The sequence below is a fragment of the Clostridium boliviensis genome, assembly GCF_033342255.1.
GTDB classification, from domain to species: Bacteria; Bacillota; Clostridia; order Lachnospirales; family Lachnospiraceae; genus Lacrimispora; species Lacrimispora boliviensis.
Genome location: NZ_JAWONS010000244.1, coordinates 1 through 19,079, shown reverse-complemented (window position 1 = coordinate 19,079; position 19,079 = coordinate 1). Strand labels below are relative to the sequence as shown.

Annotated in this window: 16 protein-coding genes; all 16 read left to right on the top strand. The window is 40.6% G+C overall.

Going from position 1 to position 19,079, the window contains the following annotated elements; genetic code table 11:
- The first annotated feature begins 883 nt into the window (after positions 1-883).
- The 16 genes from RZO55_RS16750 (at position 884) to RZO55_RS16675 (ending at position 18,903) form a co-directional block, all read left to right on the top strand.
- Entirely contained in the window at positions 884-1,180 is a 297-nt protein-coding gene (locus tag RZO55_RS16750) for a hypothetical protein (protein WP_318065404.1), read from the top strand.
- A gap of 64 nt (positions 1,181-1,244) precedes the next feature.
- On the top strand, positions 1,245-1,622 hold the full coding sequence (locus tag RZO55_RS16745; RefSeq protein ID WP_318065403.1) for a hypothetical protein: 378 nt from the start codon (positions 1,245-1,247) through the stop codon (positions 1,620-1,622).
- A 414-nt stretch (positions 1,623-2,036) separates the two neighbouring features.
- Positions 2,037-4,757: a molybdopterin-dependent aldehyde oxidoreductase gene (locus RZO55_RS16740; protein ID WP_318065402.1), complete on the top strand. Its 2,721-nt coding sequence runs from the start codon at positions 2,037-2,039 to the stop codon at positions 4,755-4,757.
- A gap of 75 nt (positions 4,758-4,832) precedes the next feature.
- A complete protein-coding gene (locus tag RZO55_RS16735) occupies positions 4,833-7,193 on the top strand; it encodes a pyridine nucleotide-disulfide oxidoreductase/dicluster-binding protein (protein WP_318065401.1) in 2,361 nt (786 codons plus the stop codon).
- A 2-nt stretch (positions 7,194-7,195) separates the two neighbouring features.
- A complete protein-coding gene (locus RZO55_RS16730; protein WP_097006903.1) occupies positions 7,196-7,402 on the top strand; it encodes a DVU_1557 family redox protein in 207 nt (68 codons plus the stop codon).
- The gene (trsM, locus tag RZO55_RS16725; protein WP_318065400.1) at positions 7,403-8,140 is read left to right on the top strand and encodes a DVU_1556 family methyltransferase; all 738 of its coding nucleotides are present in this window, start codon (positions 7,403-7,405) and stop codon (positions 8,138-8,140) included. It begins immediately after the preceding gene.
- Positions 8,133-8,594 carry a DVU_1555 family C-GCAxxG-C-C protein gene (locus tag RZO55_RS16720; protein WP_318065399.1) on the top strand — a complete coding sequence of 154 codons (462 nt, stop codon included), beginning with the start codon at positions 8,133-8,135 and terminating at the stop codon, positions 8,592-8,594. Before trsM ends, RZO55_RS16720 begins: the two co-directional genes overlap by 8 nt.
- Positions 8,584-10,002 carry a radical SAM (seleno)protein TrsS gene (gene trsS, locus RZO55_RS16715; RefSeq protein ID WP_336624319.1) on the top strand — a complete coding sequence of 473 codons (1,419 nt, stop codon included), beginning with the start codon at positions 8,584-8,586 and terminating at the stop codon, positions 10,000-10,002. The genes RZO55_RS16720 and trsS overlap by 11 nt, the downstream gene beginning before the upstream one ends.
- Positions 9,929-11,233: a DVU_1553 family AMP-dependent CoA ligase gene (locus tag RZO55_RS16710; RefSeq protein WP_318065397.1), complete on the top strand. Its 1,305-nt coding sequence runs from the start codon at positions 9,929-9,931 to the stop codon at positions 11,231-11,233. Before trsS ends, RZO55_RS16710 begins: the two co-directional genes overlap by 74 nt.
- Complete coding sequence (locus RZO55_RS16705) at positions 11,226-12,281, top strand: XdhC family aldehyde oxidoreductase maturation factor (RefSeq protein ID WP_318065396.1); 1,056 nt, start codon at positions 11,226-11,228, stop codon at positions 12,279-12,281. The genes RZO55_RS16710 and RZO55_RS16705 overlap by 8 nt, the downstream gene beginning before the upstream one ends.
- Entirely contained in the window at positions 12,268-13,470 is a 1,203-nt protein-coding gene (locus RZO55_RS16700; protein ID WP_318065395.1) for a DVU_1551 family NTP transferase, read from the top strand. Before RZO55_RS16705 ends, RZO55_RS16700 begins: the two co-directional genes overlap by 14 nt.
- Positions 13,367-13,984: a histidine phosphatase family protein gene (locus RZO55_RS16695; protein ID WP_318065394.1), complete on the top strand. Its 618-nt coding sequence runs from the start codon at positions 13,367-13,369 to the stop codon at positions 13,982-13,984. Before RZO55_RS16700 ends, RZO55_RS16695 begins: the two co-directional genes overlap by 104 nt.
- Complete coding sequence (locus RZO55_RS16690; protein ID WP_318065393.1) at positions 13,974-15,815, top strand: sigma-54-dependent Fis family transcriptional regulator; 1,842 nt, start codon at positions 13,974-13,976, stop codon at positions 15,813-15,815. Before RZO55_RS16695 ends, RZO55_RS16690 begins: the two co-directional genes overlap by 11 nt.
- A gap of 219 nt (positions 15,816-16,034) precedes the next feature.
- Positions 16,035-16,736: a sigma factor gene (locus RZO55_RS16685; RefSeq protein ID WP_318065392.1), complete on the top strand. Its 702-nt coding sequence runs from the start codon at positions 16,035-16,037 to the stop codon at positions 16,734-16,736.
- Positions 16,733-18,031, top strand: coding sequence for an anti-sigma factor domain-containing protein (locus tag RZO55_RS16680; RefSeq protein WP_318065391.1), 1,299 nt, complete (start codon positions 16,733-16,735; stop codon positions 18,029-18,031). Before RZO55_RS16685 ends, RZO55_RS16680 begins: the two co-directional genes overlap by 4 nt.
- A 419-nt stretch (positions 18,032-18,450) precedes the next feature.
- Entirely contained in the window at positions 18,451-18,903 is a 453-nt protein-coding gene (locus RZO55_RS16675; RefSeq protein ID WP_318065390.1) for a pyridoxamine 5'-phosphate oxidase family protein, read from the top strand.
- The last annotated feature ends 176 nt before the right edge of the window (positions 18,904-19,079 follow it).

Genomic DNA, 19,079 nt, shown 5'->3' with positions numbered 1-19,079 from the left:
GCCTCCAGTCGGTCCAATAGGCCCAGTGTTACCAGTCGGTCCAATGGGACCTTGAGCGCCAGTAGACCCGGTAGGTCCAGTGGGACCTTGAGCGCCAGTAGCGCCAGTTGGGCCTTGAGCGCCAGTTGTGCCGGTAGGCCCAGTAGCGCCAGTAGGCCCAGTGGGACCTTGAGCCCCAGTAGCCCCAGTCGGCCCTACACAACGGCAGCATTTGCAATGACAAGGATCACAATTTATATTTCCATAATTGCAACATTTATCTGATGAGCATTTATTTGTTCTATAACAATTTTGTATATTCATTCCATGAAATTCATTAGGTTGCATAATATCTCCCTTCATAAATCAGTAGACATCGTAATTTTACGTCCAATGTATTATATTCAAAATATGTTAAATAGGGATTAGACTGGTTTAATTAAAAAAAGACAAATAAAAGGAGTTTTCAAGGAACCAATCAACCAAAATCCGTTATTTATATTAAAAACAGTAATTGAGACTTTTACAGACCTAAAGATGTGATTATTGATTTGTACTGACAGCGGAGCCCCCTAGAGCATGGAGGGATCTTATAAAAACATCTATGGTATTTTCGTGAATAGGTGTAATTATAGCCGTTAAATAGTCGTAATAGCTGAATATGTTGAATATTTGCATCATAAACAATAACACCCCAACCCAGTTTAAAAAAAACTATAATGTAGTTAACGGATAGATCTTAGCCGGCTGGTTACTATTCTAATAATGATCACCAGAAAACATATTCGTTCTTCATAATTATATCAATATCACCCTGGCTATAAGTGATACTGTATAAGAAACTATTTGTTGGTAAACTAAGAGCTGTCCAATAGTAGAAAATAAAAGTGAAAGGGGTAGAAGTATGAGTGAAGTAGGAAATTGGGTACTGGAGGAATTTACTCCCTGTGAACTCCCCAAAGAGGTAGCTGACGGATTTGAGCAGGTAATGAGTAAACTTGTTGGAGTTCGCTACACGCCGCTGCTTTATGCGGCAACGCAAATTGTGGCAGGTAAAAATCATATGATAATTTGCAAAAGCATTCCCGCAGTTTTGAATCCACAAAGCAGCCTGGTTAGTGTATATCTACACGAAGCGCTGCCTGTAGATGGTGGTGACTTCCAGCTACTATCAGTACAACAGATAAAGATAGGTATTTAATATGCGCAGGCTTTTCCTGTTTTACATTTAAAAAGAGAAAAAGAAATTGAAGGAGGTTTTTATTATGGCATATCCCGTATCTGATTTTATAGCAGCAAAAATAGGTGAGAATTCAAGTGCAGAACGTAAAGATGGAATGTCGGTAAACTCTGAGGTGACAATCAATGGCTCCTCAAATTTATATGACATCATAAGATTTAATAATAAAGGGTGTGTATATGGTATAACATTAACTGGTTCTCCGGGATTTTATGATTTTGTTCTTAGTGTGGATGCACAGGGACCGGAAGGATTTTTTTCCGGTGCAGGCTATTTGGCATTTACCGACAAGAGCGGAGATACTTATAAATTAAGTATTTACAGCAGTACACGGTCAGTACATACGGTAAGATATAACAGCCAACAACCTGAAATCGTGAAAATAGAGTGGAGCAATACTTAAACTTAAATGATATAATAAGATTCTATATTTAGCCGGAAACGGGTTTTTCATTCGTTTCCGGCTTTTTGCGTTGATATAAAAGTGAACTAAAAAAATAAAATAATTTTTTTTAGTTAAAGTTACTAAATTGTTCTATTTTTGAACATAACATATCGGCCTATGATAGACTTGCAATTTACATAACATGTGATATTTATCGTTAATCACTCGTATTCTGCCGAAAATAGTCACAGCTGGAAATAGTACTATTATACTGATTGCGCAATATATGGTCTGAAAAGTGGTCGATCCGGTGACAGTTGACAAAGAAATACAAAATAAAATACAATAAATGTACAGTAAAAAACCGATTTACATGATCATAATTGTGCAAAACGAACAAAAAAAGTGAGAGATATTATGAGGAGGGATACGATGTTAAAAAAATCATTAACAATCAATGGAACCAAGACAATTCTTGTTACTGAGGCGGAAGATAAGCTGTCTGATGTGTTAAGAAAGCAGCTTGGACTTACCGGTACAAAAGTGGGGTGCGGAATTGGAGAATGCGGGTCCTGTTCCGTGATTTTAAATGGAAAGCTGGTGAGATCGTGTATTACCAGGATGAAAAAAGTTGAAGAGAATTCTGAGATAATTACAATTGAAGGAGTCGGTACAAAGGACCGCCTTCATCCACTTCAGATTGCCTGGATGGTTCATGGTGGAGCTCAGTGTGGATACTGTACTCCCGGATTTATCGTTTCAGCCAAAGTTCTTCTGGATCAGAATGATAATCCCACCAGAGAGGAAGTCAGGGAATGGTTCCAGAAGAACAGGAATCTCTGCCGATGTACTGGTTACAAGCCTTTAGTAGATTCAGTTATGGATGCTGCAAAATTAATGAGAGGCGAGATAGAGGTCAAGGATATCTGGAAGAAGATTCCCGAAGGAGCCTCCCTGATGGGAACAGAATACATACGGCCATCTGCACTGGCCAAAGTTACAGGAACCTGGGATTTTGGAGCAGACTTAGGCTTAAAGCTCCCTTCCAACACACTCCATGCGAAGCTGGTTCAGGCTGATGTCTCACACGCCAATATTATTTCTATAGACACATCAGAAGCGGAACAAGTTCCAGGTGTATACGCAGTATTAACATATAAAGATGTGAAGGGGACGAACCGGATTAATGGTCTGGCATTTCCAACCAATAAAGGTGACGGGTTAGACCGCCCAATCTTAAATGATAAGAAGGTATTCCAGTTTGGCGATGCTCTTGCAATTGTTCTGGCTGAGAATGAAAAGGCAGCTCATGCAGGTGTGGATAAAGTAAAAGTGGAATTGGAGGTACTTCCTGCATACATGAACGCACCAGATGCCATGGCAGAAGACGCGATTGAAATTCATCCTGGCACTCCTAATGTATACTTTGAAAATTATGTGGCAAAGGGAGAAGAGACAGCCCCGATTATGGAAAGTGCTTCCTATGTGGCAGAGGACAGCTTTTATGTTCAGAGGCAGCCACATCTGCCCATTGAACCCGACGTAGGATTTGCTTACGTAGATGATGACGGAAAATTAATCATTCATTCCAAGAGTATAGCAATTCATTTTCATGCCCTCATGATAGCAGAAGGTGTGGGGATGAAGCCGGAGGATGTTTATATTGTACAGAATAATACTGGCGGAACATTTGGCTATAAATTCAGCCCCACAATTGAAGCTCTTCTGGGAGTAGCCACTCTTGCAACGGGTCATCCGGTATATCTTGAATTTAATATGTTCCAGCAGATTACCTATACCGGTAAGCGGTCTCCGTTCTGGACCACCATGAAGATGGCAGCTGACAAGGAAGGGAAACTTCTGGCTATGGAATCTGACTGGAGTGTGGATCATGGTCCTTATTCTGAATTCGGTGATTTACTGACACAAAGAGGGTTCCAGTTCGGCGGAGCAGGTTATCAGATTCCCAATATCCGGGGAAATGGAAGGACTGTATGTACAAATCATGGCTGGGGTTCCGCTTTCCGCGGTTATGGATCACCGGAAATTATGTTTCCATCAGAAGTATTGATTGATGAACTGGCAGAAAAAGTGGGGATGGATCCGTTTGAATTCCGCTATAAGAACATTTACAGAGAAGGGGATACTACTCCAACAGGCTGTCAGCCTGATGTATACTGTCTGGAAGGATTGTTTGAAAAGGCCCGCCCGGTATATGATGAAGCAAAAAAGAAAGCAGCACGGAAAAATGAAGAAAGTAAAGATAAGAAATATGGGGTTGGTATTACCGTTAACATCTATGGATGCGGACTCGATGGTCCGGACACTTCAGAAGCCTGGGCAGAGCTTACTCCCAAAGGAGTTACAGTTGGCAACTCCTGGGAGGATCATGGACAGGGAGCAGATATTGGTACATTAACCTATGCTCATGAGACATTAAAGCCGTTAAATCTGAAGCCGGAACAGATTGATCTGGTTATGAATGACATGACAAAGACACCCAACAGTGGTCCTTCCGGCGGCAGCCGCCAGAACCTTGTTACGGGTAATGCTACTACGGCAGCCTGCAGAAACTTACTGGAAGCAATGAAAAAAGAGGATGGTACCTACCGGACTTATGAAGAAATGGTACAAGAGGGACTGGAATTAAAATACTATGGTAAGTGGACTGCCCCATGTACCGATACTCCGCCTGAAGGAGGACAGGGAAATCCGTTTGCCGGATATATGTACGGAGTCTGTGTTGCAGAGGTAGAGGTTGATTTAAACACCGGCAAGACAACGGTAGAAAAGATGACCCTTGCCTCTGATGTGGGAACAATTATCAATAAGCTGGCTGTTGACGGACAGATGTACGGAGGACTTGTTCAGGGAATTGGTCTTGCATTGTCAGAAGATTTTGATGATTTAAAAAAGCATACAACACTCACCCGTTGTGGTATCCCGCAGATTAAAGATGTACCAGATGTAATACAGCTGATGTATACGGAAACAAAAAGACCGAATAACTTTTACGGTGCTTCCGGTGCTGGTGAAATGCCTCTTGCTGCTCCACATGCAGCCATTATCAATGCAATCTACAATGCATGCGGTGTCAGAGTGACACATTTACCGGCGCTTCCTGAAAAGGTCCTTGCCGGCCTGAAGAAATAATTGAAATCAGGAATTGGGAGTGACTGCATTTCCCAATTCCTATTTCAATTTAAGGAAACTGATTGGAGGGCTTTCATGGATCTGGATAAATTATTAGAAATCAGCAATCAGTGTATTCACAATGAACCGCCGGTATGTACCGCCTCCTGTCCGATTCATCTGGATGTGATTGCATTTGTATCAGAGATAGAAAAGGGAGATTTTGAAAAAGCATATAAATTGCTGGAAAGCAGACTTCCGCTTCCCAGACTGCTGGGAAAGATCTGTGATCACCCTTGTGAAAGGGTGTGCTCCAGAAAGGATGCCGGAGGAAGTATTCATATTGGTGAATTGGAACGGGCAGTGATTGAACTGGGGTATAAGCCGCCGAAAAAAACAATTCCCATACCAAAGAAAAAAGGAAGTGTGGCAGTAATCGGCGGGGGACTGAGCGGACTTTGTGCGGCGGTGGATTTAAATAAAAAAGGTTATCTGGTGACAATATTTGAAAAAATGGAGCGGATAGGCGGAAGAATCTGGAATTATGAAGGAAACGGACTGTTAAAAGAGGTAATAGAAGCAGAACTGGAACGAATTGAAAGAAGCGGGATAAAAATAATCTGTGGTACTGAAGTGACGGAAGATAAACGAAAGGAACTTATGGATCAGTTTGATGCCCTGTATCTGGGAACGGGATACTGGAGCAGACAATTTTTCCCTGATCCGGTTACCTTACAAGCAGAGGAGCCGCCGTTATTTGTTGGCGGAAAGCTATCCGGGTGTCAGGATTCTGTTATATTATCTGCCAGTTCCGGAAAAAGAGCCGCGGTTTCCATTGACCGGTATATCAGTAAAAGCTCGATGACGGCTTCCCGAGAGCGGGAGGGTGTCTATCAGACATTATTGAATTATTCTGTGAATGATGAAATTTGGACGGAACCAGTTGAAAAAGAATCAGAGATATATTCCGGGAGCGAAGCACAAAAAGAAGCAGGCCGGTGCTTAAAATGTCAGTGCAATGAATGTATCAAGGCATGCAGCCATATGCAGAAGTTTGATATCACGCCCAATGCGTATATAAGAAGAATTAACCACAATGAGCGAATCATTCTTGGAACTCATTTTGCGAACAAAATGATCAATTCCTGTACGGAATGCGGATTATGCAAGGTACAATGTCCGGTTGGGATTGGAATGCAGGATATTATTCATGAAACCCGAAAGAGCATGGTGGAGCGGGGGAAGATGCCATTATCCGCCCATGATTTTGCATTGAAGGATATGCAGTTCAGCATGAGTGAGGATTGCTCGATGGTCAGAAGACAGCCGGATAAGGAACAGTCAAAGTCTCTCTTTTATTATCCTGTACTTGCATTCTCTCAATACGCGAGAGGACTGTATAAGGGATCGGGAAAGACTGGATATTTATTTTATCCAGGTTGTCAGCTGAGTGCTACGCATACGAAGTATATCGGTGAGCTGTATAAACATCTGGTGGGTGTGATCAAGGAGCATGAAGCCGAGAAAGATGTTGGTATGTATCTGGGCTGCTGTGGTGCTCCTGCGGACTGGGCAGGAAGGCAGGATCTGATGCAGGAAAATGTGAATCAGATAAAAAAGGTCTGGGAAGAGATGGATCAGCCCGTTTTTATACTGGCATGTACCAGCTGCATGAGTATGTTTGAAAAATATATGCCCATGATCCGGACCGTTTCCTTATGGGAAATACTGGACCAGTATGGTCTGCCGGAAGTTGATATTAAACAGGGAAAACGGGTCCTGAATATCCACGATGCCTGCACTGCCAGATATCATACTAAAATTCATGAGAGTGTAAGAAATATTGCAAAAACGCTGGGGTATAAGATAGAGGAACTTGATTATTCCAGAGAAAAGGCGAAATGCTGCGGTTATGGCGGTTTGGTTTCCAATGCCAATAAGGAACAGGCAGAGGCATTTGTGTCTGACCGGGTGAGTGAATCCAGTCAGGATCTTCTGGTCTACTGTGCTATGTGTAAGGATTCTCTTATGAGAGGGAATAAACGGGTATATCATATTTTGGATATTATTTATGGAAATGAATTAGAAGATGATACGCCCCAGACCATTCTTACTTTGTCAGACAGGCATAACAACAGAAGAAAATTAAAGAGAGATCTGCTGGAAGAGATATGGAAGGAAAAACAGGATATGGAAACAGGCTGTGATTTTAAAGGAATTATACCGGATGATGTTATGACCGTCATGGATGAGCGTTTTATTTTGACCGATGATGTCTGGAAGGTTGTTGATCATTCCAGAAAGTGCAACGAACGGTTCTTTATGCCAGACACATGCAATTACCTGGCCAGATTAAGACTTGAGAATGTGACATACTGGGTCCAGTATGAAGAAAAAGGAAAAGAGATTATTGTCAAACAGGTATACAGCCACCGGATGGAAATATTGGAGGAATAAAATTGGAAGCTGACAAGAATGAGAAGAATCCATGGATGTGCGGCAGATGCCAGAGAGCGCTGGTTTTAGAGAAGGTAAAAGTACGGTATCTGGAAGGTAACTTTGAAGTTGAACTTTATAAATGCCCGCAATGCAGTCAGGTATTCATTAGTGAAGAGCTGGCTTTGGGAAAGATGCTGGAGGTAGAAAAGGGATTGGAGGATAAATAATTGGAAAGCTGCAATGCTTACGAAAGCAGATGCATGAGCGATGTCATGGGCCACACACTAAGACCGGGGGAATTCAGACTGACAAAAAGAGCCGTGGAGTTTTGCCATATTACATCTGAACATAAAATCCTGGATCTGGGCTGTGGTATGGGAGCCAGTATTGGATTTTTATATCGTAATTATAATATAAAAGCGGTTGGAATCGATCCCTCTGAGAAGCTGCTGGGTATAGCAAGAGAGAATTGTCCGTCTGCCAGATTCCTGTCAGGAACAGGTGATTTTTTACCCTTTGAAAATGAGAGTTTTGATTTCGTGCTGGCAGAGTGTACGTTATCTCTTATGAATGACATTGATAAAACCTTAAGGGAAGTAAGGCGTGTTTTAAAAAGCGGAGGCTGGTTTGCCATTACCGATGTTTACGCGAAGAAACCGGATGAAGCAGAAACGTTGCAAAGCAGCCCGGTCGTAAGCTGTATGAGAGGGCTTCATGATCTGGAAAAACTTCAGAAAAACTTAACGGATCTTGGGTTTCATATCTGTATTTTGGAAGATTGCAGTAATCTGTTAAAAGAGCTGATGGTAAAAATTATTTTTCAGTTTGGATCCATGGACGTATTTTGGAATAAAGCGGCGGGAAGCCAGACTTGTGAAACGGGGACTTTATTTCAGCAGAAAATAAAGCAATGCAAACCAGGGTATTTCTTGTTGATCTGCAGAAAGGATGAGTATCATGGATGATTTGAATTTTAAAATATTTAAGCTGTCTGCATCAGGCTTTTGCTGTACCCAGGTTATGATGAAACTGGCCCTTGATGACGAAGAGAGCAATAATCATGATTTGATCCGGGCGGTACAGGGGCTTTGCAAAGGAATTGGCGGCAATCAAAAAACCTGCGGTGTTTTAACCGGAGGAATCGGAATCCTGGGATTGTATGCTGGAAAAGGCAGGGAAAACGAGTACTCAAACGAACATTTTTCACGTATGATTGACGAATTCTGCCAGTGGTTTGAAATTGAATTTGGAAGTCTGGACTGTCAGGATCTGATCGGAGTGACAAGCTTTAAGGATGGAAACCAGGCATATCAGGTAAAGTGCGGCGATATCCTTGGAAAAAGTTATTTAAAGATCTGCGAAATTCTGTTTGAATATGGATTTGACTATGGAAACAGGGAGCGGGAAGATGATGTTTGATCAATATGAAACGGAAAGCCTGTGTCCGGTCTGCCTCAAAAAGATACCTGCTTTCATACTTACTGAAAATGGAGCTTCTTATATGATGAAGATCTGTCCGGAGCATGGGCGTTCAAAATCGGTTTTGTGGCGGGGTAAAGTTTCAATGACCAGCTGGATACAGAATAAAGAAAGAGCGTTTGTTAAAAATCCCGTAACAAGTGTGAAATATGGCTGTCCATTTGACTGCGGACTCTGCGAAGAACACCGGCAGCATACCTGTACGGCTTTGATTGAAGTGACACAAAACTGCAATTTAAACTGCAGATTCTGTTTTGCAGATTCTAACACCGCAAAGGCAAAAGAACCATCCTTGGAAGATCTTCGTAATCAATATCAAACGGTTTTTAAAGTTTCCGGTAACTGTAATATTCAGCTGTCAGGCGGAGAGCCAACGGTGAGAGATGATCTTGCGGATATTGTCAGAATGGGGACAGAACTTGGATTTTCTTTTATCCAGCTCAATACCAATGGAATCCGTATCGCAGATGAGGAGGATTATGTAAGAGTGCTGAAGCAGTCAGGGCTGAGTTCGGTTTTCTTACAATTTGATGGGATAAGTGATGATATATATATAAAACTCAGGGGACGGCAGCTGTTTCAAAAGAAAGTAAAAGCAATCGAAAATTGCAGAAAGTATGGAATCGGCGTAGTATTGGTTCCCACACTGGTTCCTGGGGTTAACACAGGTCAGATTGGAGAAATAATCCGGTTTGCAATCGGGCAGGCTCCGGCGGTTAGAGGGGTACATTTTCAGCCTGTCAGCTACTTTGGCCGGATGCCTCATGCGCCTTCCGATGAAGACCGCATCACCCTGCCGGAAGTTATGGAAGAAGTAACGAAGCAAACAGGAGGAATGGTATCTGCCCAAAGCATGAAACCTCCAGGGTGTGAAAATTCTCTTTGTTCTTTTCATGGCAATTATATCATTGAAGGAAATACATTAAATCCGGTCACGAAGCGTGAAAGCTGCTGCGGTACTCAACAGGCAGAAGAAGGGGCAAAAAAGGCGAAAGCATTTGTGGCAAGAAACTGGACCGGTCATGACGGTGAAACAGATGAGCAGCAAAAGGCATCTTCTGACTGGGATATGATACTGCAAAAGATTCAGAGGAATTCTTTTAGTATCTCTGCCATGGCATTTCAGGATGCATGGAATGTCAATTTAGAACGGATTAAGGACTGTTGTATTCACGTTGTGACAGGGGATCTAAGACTTATACCGTTTTGCATATATCATTTAACCAATACGGAAGGAAGGTCTCTTTATAGAAATTCAGAAAAGGGGTCATTAAATGAAGCAGACACCGTTAGAACAATGGATCCTGGAAAAAACCCGAATCAACGAAAGAAGCAGAGAGGCACTTGAGGAATATCAAATACAGCAATTAGTAAAGACACTGCATTATGCAAAAGATAAGAGCAGATATTATAAAAGAAAGCTGGAAAAATTCGATATTGACGCTATCAAAACCATCAGTGACTTTCATGCAATACCGTTTACATACCCGGAAGATATAAAGAAAATGTCCACGGATTTTTTGTGTGTATCGGAAAAGGAAATAAAGCGTATCGTTACACTCAATACTTCCGGAACAAGCGGGGAGGAAAAACGGATCTATTTTACTGAAGAAGATTTAAATCAGACCATTGATTTTTTTAGACATGGTATGAAATGTCTGACTGATTCCTCAGACCGCGTCCTTGTGCTGCTTCCAGGAAGAGCTGACGGAAGTATTGGGGATCTCTTAAAAAAGGCACTGGCATTATCGGATATAGAGTGTATCGTTCACGGAGTCTTAAAAGATCCGGATGAAGTGGAACAGATCATAATTGAAAACAGGATATCCTGTATTGTAGGAATCCCCATGCAGATCCTGTACTTCAGCCGCCTGAAAAGTGAAATATTCGGGAAATTTATAAAAAAGGTACTGCTGAGTACGGACTATGTGCCTGATGTTTTAATCAGGGAGTTGGAACGCAGATTTCAATGTGCTGTTTTTAATCATTATGGTATGACAGAAATGGGGTATGGAGGTGGCGTTGAATGCCAGGCATTAGCAGGCTATCATCTGCGGGAAGGGGATTTATACTTTGAAATTATCGATCCGTTAACGGGAGAGCCAGTGAAAGATGGTCAGTATGGGGAGGTGGTATTTACAACCTTTCGCAGGCAGGCCATGCCTCTCATCCGGTACCGGACCGGTGATCGGGCACGTTTTTCCCCAAAACAGTGTTCCTGCAAAACGTTTTTAAGAACAATGGACAAAGTGACTGGCAGATTGACCAATAAAGTAGTATTCAGTAATTCTCAGGAGATACAATTGAGAGAGTTAGACGAGATTATTTTGAAATATGGGGAAGTGCTGGATTATACTGCTGCTTATTCTGAAACAGATACTCTGGTAATCTGCCTCACTTTATTAAATGGGAATTCATTTGCAAAGCTTCAGGAAGAAATTATTAAACAGATTCGCAGCAGGTGGAAAGTCCATGTGATTATCAGCTGGAAGCCTGACAGCAGGACTCTTAACATTACAAATAGTATGAGAAAAAGAAATATAATAAATCTGCAGAAAGGTGGGGGAAAAGATGGATGATTGTTTCGAAAAAATAATTACTTTACTGAGGGACAGACAGGATTTTGTTGTTGCGACCATTGTGAGGAAATCTGGATCCGCACCAAGAGTAACAGGAACCAAGATGATAATCAGACGTGATTTTACCTTAATCGGCTCCATTGGCGGCGGAATGCTGGAGGCTATGGTGACAAAGCTTTCAGCCGGGGTTTTTGAAAGCAGGGAATTTGTGCTGAAGGATTTTATTTTTTTAGATAAGACGGATTCTGCCATGGATATGGTCTGCGGCGGCGGTGTGAAAGTTCTGATTGAATATGTGGACCCATATGATGCGGAAGCTGTGAGAATCTACGAAAAGGCAGCTGAGCTTAAGAAGCAGGGAACGGAGTTCGTGCTGATTACAATGGTTCACGAACATATTCCGTTTATAACCGGGAAAGATAAATGGATCTGTACGGAAACTGCTTTCTATGGGGCAGAGGATTATGATGTACAACGTATTACCACTTCAATACGGGAAAAATTCAATCATATTGAGGTAGAACTGCAGGAGAAAAATGCACGGTATCTCATAGAACCATTTTACAGGTTTGAGCAGGTATGTATCATTGGAGCCGGACATATCGCACAGAAGATTGCAGCACTGACAAAAGAGTTAGGGTTTTATACGGTTGTCGTGGATGACAGAAAAGAATTTGCCAATAAAAATAGGTTCCAGACTGCAGATGAAGTAAGGGCATTGAGATCTCTTGATCATTTATCAGATAAAATCATTATAAATCATGACAGCTATATAATTATTGTAACGCGCGGTCAATCCTACGATATGAAAGTTCTCGCTCAGATGTTAAAAACTGATGCAAGATATATTGGCGTAATCGGAAGCAGCAAAAAGAGAGATTATACGTATCAGGAATTGCTGCAGGAGGGCTTTACAAAAGAAGACGTGAAACGGATTTTCTGCCCGATCGGCCTTAATATTCACGCAGAGACTCCGGAAGAAATAGCAGTCAGCATTGCGGCAGAGCTAATTAAGGTAAGAAGAGGGAAGGCATATGACAGGGGATAGGATAGCAGTTATTATAATAGCAGCAGGATATTCATCCCGGATGAATGGATTTAAACCAATGTATCAGTTTAAAGAACGTACAGCAGTAGAACGGCTGATTGATACATACAGAAGTTCCGGTATCAGGGATATTTATATTGTAGTGGGATATAACAGCACAGAACTGATCAGCCGGATAAAAGATCCGGAAGTGGTCTGGGTTATGAATGAGTCTTATGCAGAGGGGATGCTGACATCAATAAAAAAAGGAATATTGACATTGGATAAAAAAATCAGTGCATTTTTTATGCAGCCTGTGGATATTCCATTAATTAAGACAAAAACACTGGATTTTTTAACTGATACATATTATAAATGTAATAAGGGAGTAATTTATCCGGTTTTTGACAGTAAAAAGGGGCACCCTCCTCTGATCTGCTGCAAATACAGTACTCTGATCACAAGCAGTCCGGATGAAGGCGGACTGAAACAGATTCTTAAGAAGTTTGAAGACGATTCTGTATGTGTTCCGGTTTGTGACAAAGCTATTTTAATGGATATGGACCGGACAGAGGATTATGAAAAGCTTCTGGCATATGATCGGTTAAATGCTCCGGATATGGACGAATGCCAGGCAATCCGAAGGTATTATAATGTTCCGGAACCAGTCTGCAGGCATTGTGATGCAGTTGAACGTATTGCACATATGCTCTTCATGAAGTTAAGTTTGTGCGGGATCCGTTTAGATGGAGATGCTCTTTTTGCAGCGGCCCTTTTACATGATATGGTAAGATATGAAAAAAAACACGCTGCAGCAGGTGCGGATATTGTAAGATCCATGGGATATGATTTCGTAGGTGATATAATTGCAACCCATATGGATCTGGAAGTCAGAGACCGGGAACCACTGACAGAGAATGAGATTCTCTATCTTGCTGACAAGATTATTGAGGGAGACAGAATCTGCAGCCTGGATGAAAAGTTCTCTCAGGCTTTAAGAGATAAGGGAGATTCTCCAGAGGCAATTGTGAATATAAAAAAACGCTGGCAGGCGGCTAAACTAATCGTGGATAAAATAGAAAGGATTACCGGTACCGGTATTCAATATGACAAAACGCATTTATCTGATCAGGCATGGAAAGATACATACAGGAAACGAGAAGAGGTATTTGGGGATTACAGATTTGCCCTTAGTCAGGGAAGGGATTGACCAGGCAGAAGCTTTAATGGAATTCTTTCAGAATATAGCCATAGATTTCATTTTTACAAGTCCATTAAAAAGATGCAGACAAACGGCAGAAATTATATCTGGATGCAGCCGTAACGGGATAATTGAGGTACAGGAATTTAAGGAAATCAATCTGGGATTATGGGAAAATAAGCCGATGCAGATGATTAAAGGCAGTTACCCTGACGCATATGAAGAGAGAGGGAAGCATTTGTTGACGTTTCAGCCTCCCAGAGGGGAAAGCTTCGGGCAGTTGGCAGAAAGAGTACTGCCAGCATTTGAACGCATTGTGAAACAATACACCGGAAATATTATAATTATAGGACATGCGGGAGTTAACCGGACTATTTTAAGTAAGATACAGGGAATCTCCATCCATGATTTTTTCCTGATTGAACAGCCATATGGCAGTGTTTATGAAATACGATGTACGGAGGATTCCGGTTATCAGGTGGAACAATTGACAGGAAGGAGGAATAATTCGGATGAATCATAATGATTTTCGCACGATTATTGAAAGCTCACGAAAGAGGAGTATAGCGGCGGATATCAGCTGCGACCAGGTCTACAGTAAAAAAATAATCAGTAACATCGAATTACAAAAGAAATTCGCAGAAAAAAGAAATATGATTTTAACAGCCGCTCCATATATGGAGCAGTTGATTAATTTTGTTATTGATTATAATTTCTTTGTTTTATTAACTGATGGAGAAGGTTGTATCCTGAATGTATTTGGTAATGAGAAAATCCTGAATGAAGCCTTTGAACTAAAGATGGTTCCAGGTGCATACATGGATGAGGAGAGTATTGGAACTAATGCAATGGCGATTGTGTTAAAAACCGGAAGTCCCATACAATTATCAGGGAAAGATCATATTATAAAGGCCTATCACAGGTGGACCTGTTCCGGCGCACCCATAAAGGACAACCATGGAAAGCTGATTGGAGTCTTAAACCTGACGGGCTATACAGAACAGGTGCATCCCCACACTCTGGGAATGGTAATTGCTGCGTCCAATGCCATTGAAGAAATGCTGAAGGTGAAAGAGTACCATAAATTACAAAATATAAATTATAAACATATTAATACCATATTTAACTCTATGCCGGTGGCTATTGTTACTTCAGATCTGGCTGGAAATGTGAAACTATATAATAATCAGGCAACCGAGCTTTTTGGTAAAGCAGACAGTCTTATGGAAGTTACGAGGATGAATGAGCTTATTAAGAACTGGGAGTCAATGATAGAAGTCATCGTAAACGGAGAAAATGTGGAACAGGATATTAGTATTAAGAATTTCAACTGTCATCTTACGGCGAATCCTATATACAATCCTGTAGATGACAGTATAGAGATCGTGTATGTATTTGAAGAAATTAAAAAATCAAATATTCTGGCCTATTATACGTTTGATAAAATTATCGGTGAAGATCCCAATTTCCTGAAAATCGTCCAGTATGCGAAAAAAATAGCTGACAGCAAGTCAACGATCCTTATTTTGGGAGAGAGCGGTACAGGAAAAGAAGTTTTTGCCCAGTCCATACATAATTACAGCAGCAGAATGGATTCACCTTTTATAGCAATAAACTGTGGGGCAATCCCGAAAGAGTTTATGGAGCTTGAGCTTTTCGGCTATGAAGAGGGAGCTTATGCAGGAGCTAAAAAGGGAGGCAGTCAGGGAAAGTTCGAGCAGGCGGATGGCGGGACCATATTGTTTGATGAAATTGGGGCACTGCCTTTGGATATGCAGGTTAAACTACAGCGGGTATTGCAGGAAGGAATCATAACCAGGATTGGCAGTCAGAAGGCAATTCCTGTTAATGTAAGAGTAATCGCAGCTACCAACAAAGATTTAAAAAAGGAAGTGGAGTCAGGAAGATTTCGGAAAGATCTATATTACCGCCTTAATGTCCTGCCGTTATATTTACCGCCGCTGCGTGAACGAAAAAGGGATATTCCTCTTCTGATACAATACTTTATGAAGCTGATCTGTAATAAGCTTAATAAGAAAGAGGTGGAAATTCCAAAGGAATACTTAAAACAGATGATGAATTATAATTGGCCAGGCAATATCAGAGAGCTGGAAAACATCGTGGAATTGATTGTTAATTCAGAGACTATTCCTACGGAATACTTTAATCAGGAAACCGGTGATGGAGATAATGGTCAGGAAGAAGAAGTTTTGGACCTGGCGTATGTGGAGCGGGAACAACTGAAGAAAGTTCTTCAAAAGAATAACGGGAATATTACCAGAACAGCCAGTGATTTAGGAATCAGAAGGAATACGCTTTATAGTAAGATGAAAAAGTATAATATAAAAACATAATACTAATATATAATATAAATACCCATCGGATCAATGTAACGGGCAATATTGATCCGGTGGGTATTTGTGAATGAGAATTTATAAAAAAATGACAGATACCCCAAAAAAATTAAAAATATGATCGAATATAACTAGAAGAAGAGTAAATAATTTCCGGATACATGCATTTAATCCGGATAAAGGGAGGGGATAGTCCTGCGTGAACTGGATTACCTGGCTTTGGAAGCAGCACAGGATGAGAATATATTAAATTGTTTTATCGAACAGCAGGAAACGGTCATTCTGAGTATGGCATCAAGAGTTACAGGACATTTTGTAACGAAAAGTGATGACGAATGGTCCGTTGCCTTAAGCGCATTTGTTGAGGCCGTTAAGGATTATGATTTAAAACGTGGCAGCTTTTTTAATTTTGCAAAAATGGTAATAGAAAGACGGTTAATTGATTATATAAGACAGCAGAAAAAATATAGAAATGAGATAACTGTAAACCCCGTACTATTTGATTCGGATACGGCGCCAGATGAAAATGAAACTGATCACATTGGATATGCTGTTACTAAAAAATCATTGGAGTCTCATAAACAGGAAAGTCTTGCATTTGAAATCAATGCAGTAAATGAAATCCTAATGGATTACGGATTTGCCTTTTATGATCTGATAAAATCTTCTCCAAAAGCTGCGAAAACAAAAACTGCCTGCGTGAAGATCATTTCTTACTGTTTAGGAGATCCAATGGTTACCCGTGTATTGGAAGATACGAAATTATTACCTGTAAAAATTATTGAAAATAATACTAAAGTACCCCGGAAAATAATAGAGCGGCATCGAAAATATATAATAGCAGCCATAGTGATACTATCCGGAGAGTATCAGGAACTTGCTGAATATCTGCGAACCATCAGAGAGGAGATGAAACGATGAAATCAGTTGTACTTGAAATAAAGGGTAAATATGCAGCTGTTTTATCTGATGATGGCAGCATAAAAAAAGTAAAAAATAAAAATTATGGAGTGGGCCAGGAAATCTGGTCAATACAAAAGAAAGGGGACTTTATAATGAAAAAGTTATCTGTAACGAAAAAAATGGCATTATGTGCCTCCTGTGCGGCAATCATGCTTTTTAGTGCCGGTGTATGGGCTTATGCTGCACCATACTCTTATGTCAGCCTTGATGTGAATCCTTCTATAGAATATACGCTGAACCGTTTGGAACGGGTGATTAAGGTGAATGCAGTCAATGATGATGGTCAAGCCATATTGGCTGAACTGAATATGGCAGATTTAAAAAATAAGTCTATTGAAGATGCCATATCGGTAACGGTACAACAGATTTCAAATGAGGGCTATTTTAAGGAAAACAATCTTATACCGATGACAGCCACAGCCAGTGAAGCGTTAAAGGCCGGTGAAGAAACAGCTGAGCCAGTAAGAGCTACTGCCAGTCAGGCGACGGAAAACAATGGTACGGATTCACAATGGGAAAAAACAATTGATGGTGGTATTGTTATAACCGTGTCAGGCGGCAATAGTAAGGTATCCGATAAAGTCGTTTCAGAAATACGTGAGGCAGTTAAGAAAGTTGTGGCTGGATCGGTAGAAGTCGAGGTTTCCAGTGTCGGCTTAGCGCGGGTCCAGGAAGCAAGAACTTTGGGAGTAACACCTGGTAAACTGAATTTAGTAGAGAAATTAAAGTCAAGTGCCAGCGAGCCTGACAAAATCGTAATAGAGGAATGGTTAAACAGACCTGTAAAAGATATTATGAAAGAAATTAAAAAGAATAGAAAAACAGCCGTTGCAAAACAGCCTGAAACAACCAGTGGAACAGCTTCCCCATCTGATGCCGTATCAAACACGGTGAGCGAAGAAACTTCAAGCGCTGTTAAATCCCTGGAGGGAAACGGTAAAGCTGCAGACGTATCAGGGAAGATGAAGCCATCCGAGCGTATAAAACCAGATAAAGCAGAAAAGGCTCCACAAGAAAAAGAAACTGAAAAACAGTTGAAAGAGGAGATAAAGATAAATCAGGAAAGTGTTAAGCAGGAAAAGGCTGAATTAAAAGAACAGAGCAAAGAGATTAAAGAATCGGAAAGGGTACAGTCTAAGGAAGAAAAGCAGGGATCAAAAACTGACTCTGATAAAAGTTCCGATGATATAAAAGAAAAGAAGGAAACACCAGTTAAAAAATCAAATCAGGGTAATTCAAAAAAAGGTTCTTAAAGAGTTATTCAGATAAAAGTCATAAGGAAAGAAATAACAGCCGCAGAAGCAATATGATTCTATATTGTTTCTGCGGTTTCCTAATTCATAATAATATATAATTTATCAGACTGGATTAAAGTAATGCAGAATGGTATAATCATGATGTCATTTGATATCAGTTCAAGGACATGAATCTTTCTGCTAAAGGATGATAAAGATACATCTTCCCTTAGAAAATACACGAGATTGTCACCATAGTCAGGGGAACAGACTTATTATGAAGCAACCAACACTGGTTCAACAGGAGATGGTTGCTTCATTACCTGATTGACACTAAGACAATTATATCATGGGCTTAACTAAGCCTATTGAACAAGATTTATTAAGTTATCAAGCTACATTTATGTATCTTAAAAATATTATACGAGGTGTAAGAAATGATAAATCCTGAAAAAACAATTGGTAATCTGATCGATAAGCAAAATGTTTCATTTATAAGCTCCATTGATTGTAAGGGGTTCCCCAATACGAAAGCGATGCTTCCACCCAGAAAGAGAGAGGGAATAAAAACGTTTTATTTTACTACAAATACTTCATCAATGAGAGTGGGACAATACAAAGAGAACGAAAACGCATGTATTTATTTCTGTGATAAGCGTTTTTTCCGGGGAGTAATGCTTAGAGGAACCATGGAAGTTTTGGAAGATGAAGCGAGCAGGCAGATGATATGGCGCAATGGAGATACCATGTATTATCCTCAGGGTGTCAATGATCCTGACTACTGTGTATTGAAGTTTACAGCATTAGATGGACGGTATTATAGTAATTTCCATTCAGAAGAATTTAATATTGATGAACTGTTAAGAGAACAATTGCCTGAATCAAAATAGATGACTGTTTATATAGAAGAAACCAGCGGGCAGCCGAGGCTATTTCATGTTAAAAAAGAGCTTTCTGGTTCCTCAGAAAAAAATAAAATTTAAAATATAAAAACTGTTGACTTTTGTCGAAAGCTTTGGTATGATATACCTCGCCGCTGAAAACGGCGGCAAACTTCTTCCAAAAA

What these genes read in the sequence shown, in the direction of transcription:
- RZO55_RS16735 (WP_318065401.1), top strand. Translation starts at nt 4,833, where the DNA reads ATGGATCTGGATAAATTATTAGAAATCAGCAATCAGTGTATTCACAAT.
- RZO55_RS16750 (WP_318065404.1), top strand. Translation starts at nt 884, where the DNA reads ATGAGTGAAGTAGGAAATTGGGTACTGGAGGAATTTACTCCCTGTGAA.
- trsS (WP_336624319.1), top strand. Translation starts at nt 8,584, where the DNA reads ATGATGTTTGATCAATATGAAACGGAAAGCCTGTGTCCGGTCTGCCTC.
- RZO55_RS16675 (WP_318065390.1), top strand. Translation starts at nt 18,451, where the DNA reads ATGATAAATCCTGAAAAAACAATTGGTAATCTGATCGATAAGCAAAAT.
- RZO55_RS16705 (WP_318065396.1), top strand. Translation starts at nt 11,226, where the DNA reads ATGGATGATTGTTTCGAAAAAATAATTACTTTACTGAGGGACAGACAG.
- RZO55_RS16690 (WP_318065393.1), top strand. Translation starts at nt 13,974, where the DNA reads ATGAATCATAATGATTTTCGCACGATTATTGAAAGCTCACGAAAGAGG.
- RZO55_RS16700 (WP_318065395.1), top strand. Translation starts at nt 12,268, where the DNA reads ATGACAGGGGATAGGATAGCAGTTATTATAATAGCAGCAGGATATTCA.
- RZO55_RS16695 (WP_318065394.1), top strand. Translation starts at nt 13,367, where the DNA reads ATGACAAAACGCATTTATCTGATCAGGCATGGAAAGATACATACAGGA.
- RZO55_RS16745 (WP_318065403.1), top strand. Translation starts at nt 1,245, where the DNA reads ATGGCATATCCCGTATCTGATTTTATAGCAGCAAAAATAGGTGAGAAT.
- RZO55_RS16680 (WP_318065391.1), top strand. Translation starts at nt 16,733, where the DNA reads ATGAAATCAGTTGTACTTGAAATAAAGGGTAAATATGCAGCTGTTTTA.
- RZO55_RS16710 (WP_318065397.1), top strand. Translation starts at nt 9,929, where the DNA reads ATGAAGCAGACACCGTTAGAACAATGGATCCTGGAAAAAACCCGAATC.
- RZO55_RS16720 (WP_318065399.1), top strand. Translation starts at nt 8,133, where the DNA reads ATGGATGATTTGAATTTTAAAATATTTAAGCTGTCTGCATCAGGCTTT.
- RZO55_RS16740 (WP_318065402.1), top strand. Translation starts at nt 2,037, where the DNA reads ATGTTAAAAAAATCATTAACAATCAATGGAACCAAGACAATTCTTGTT.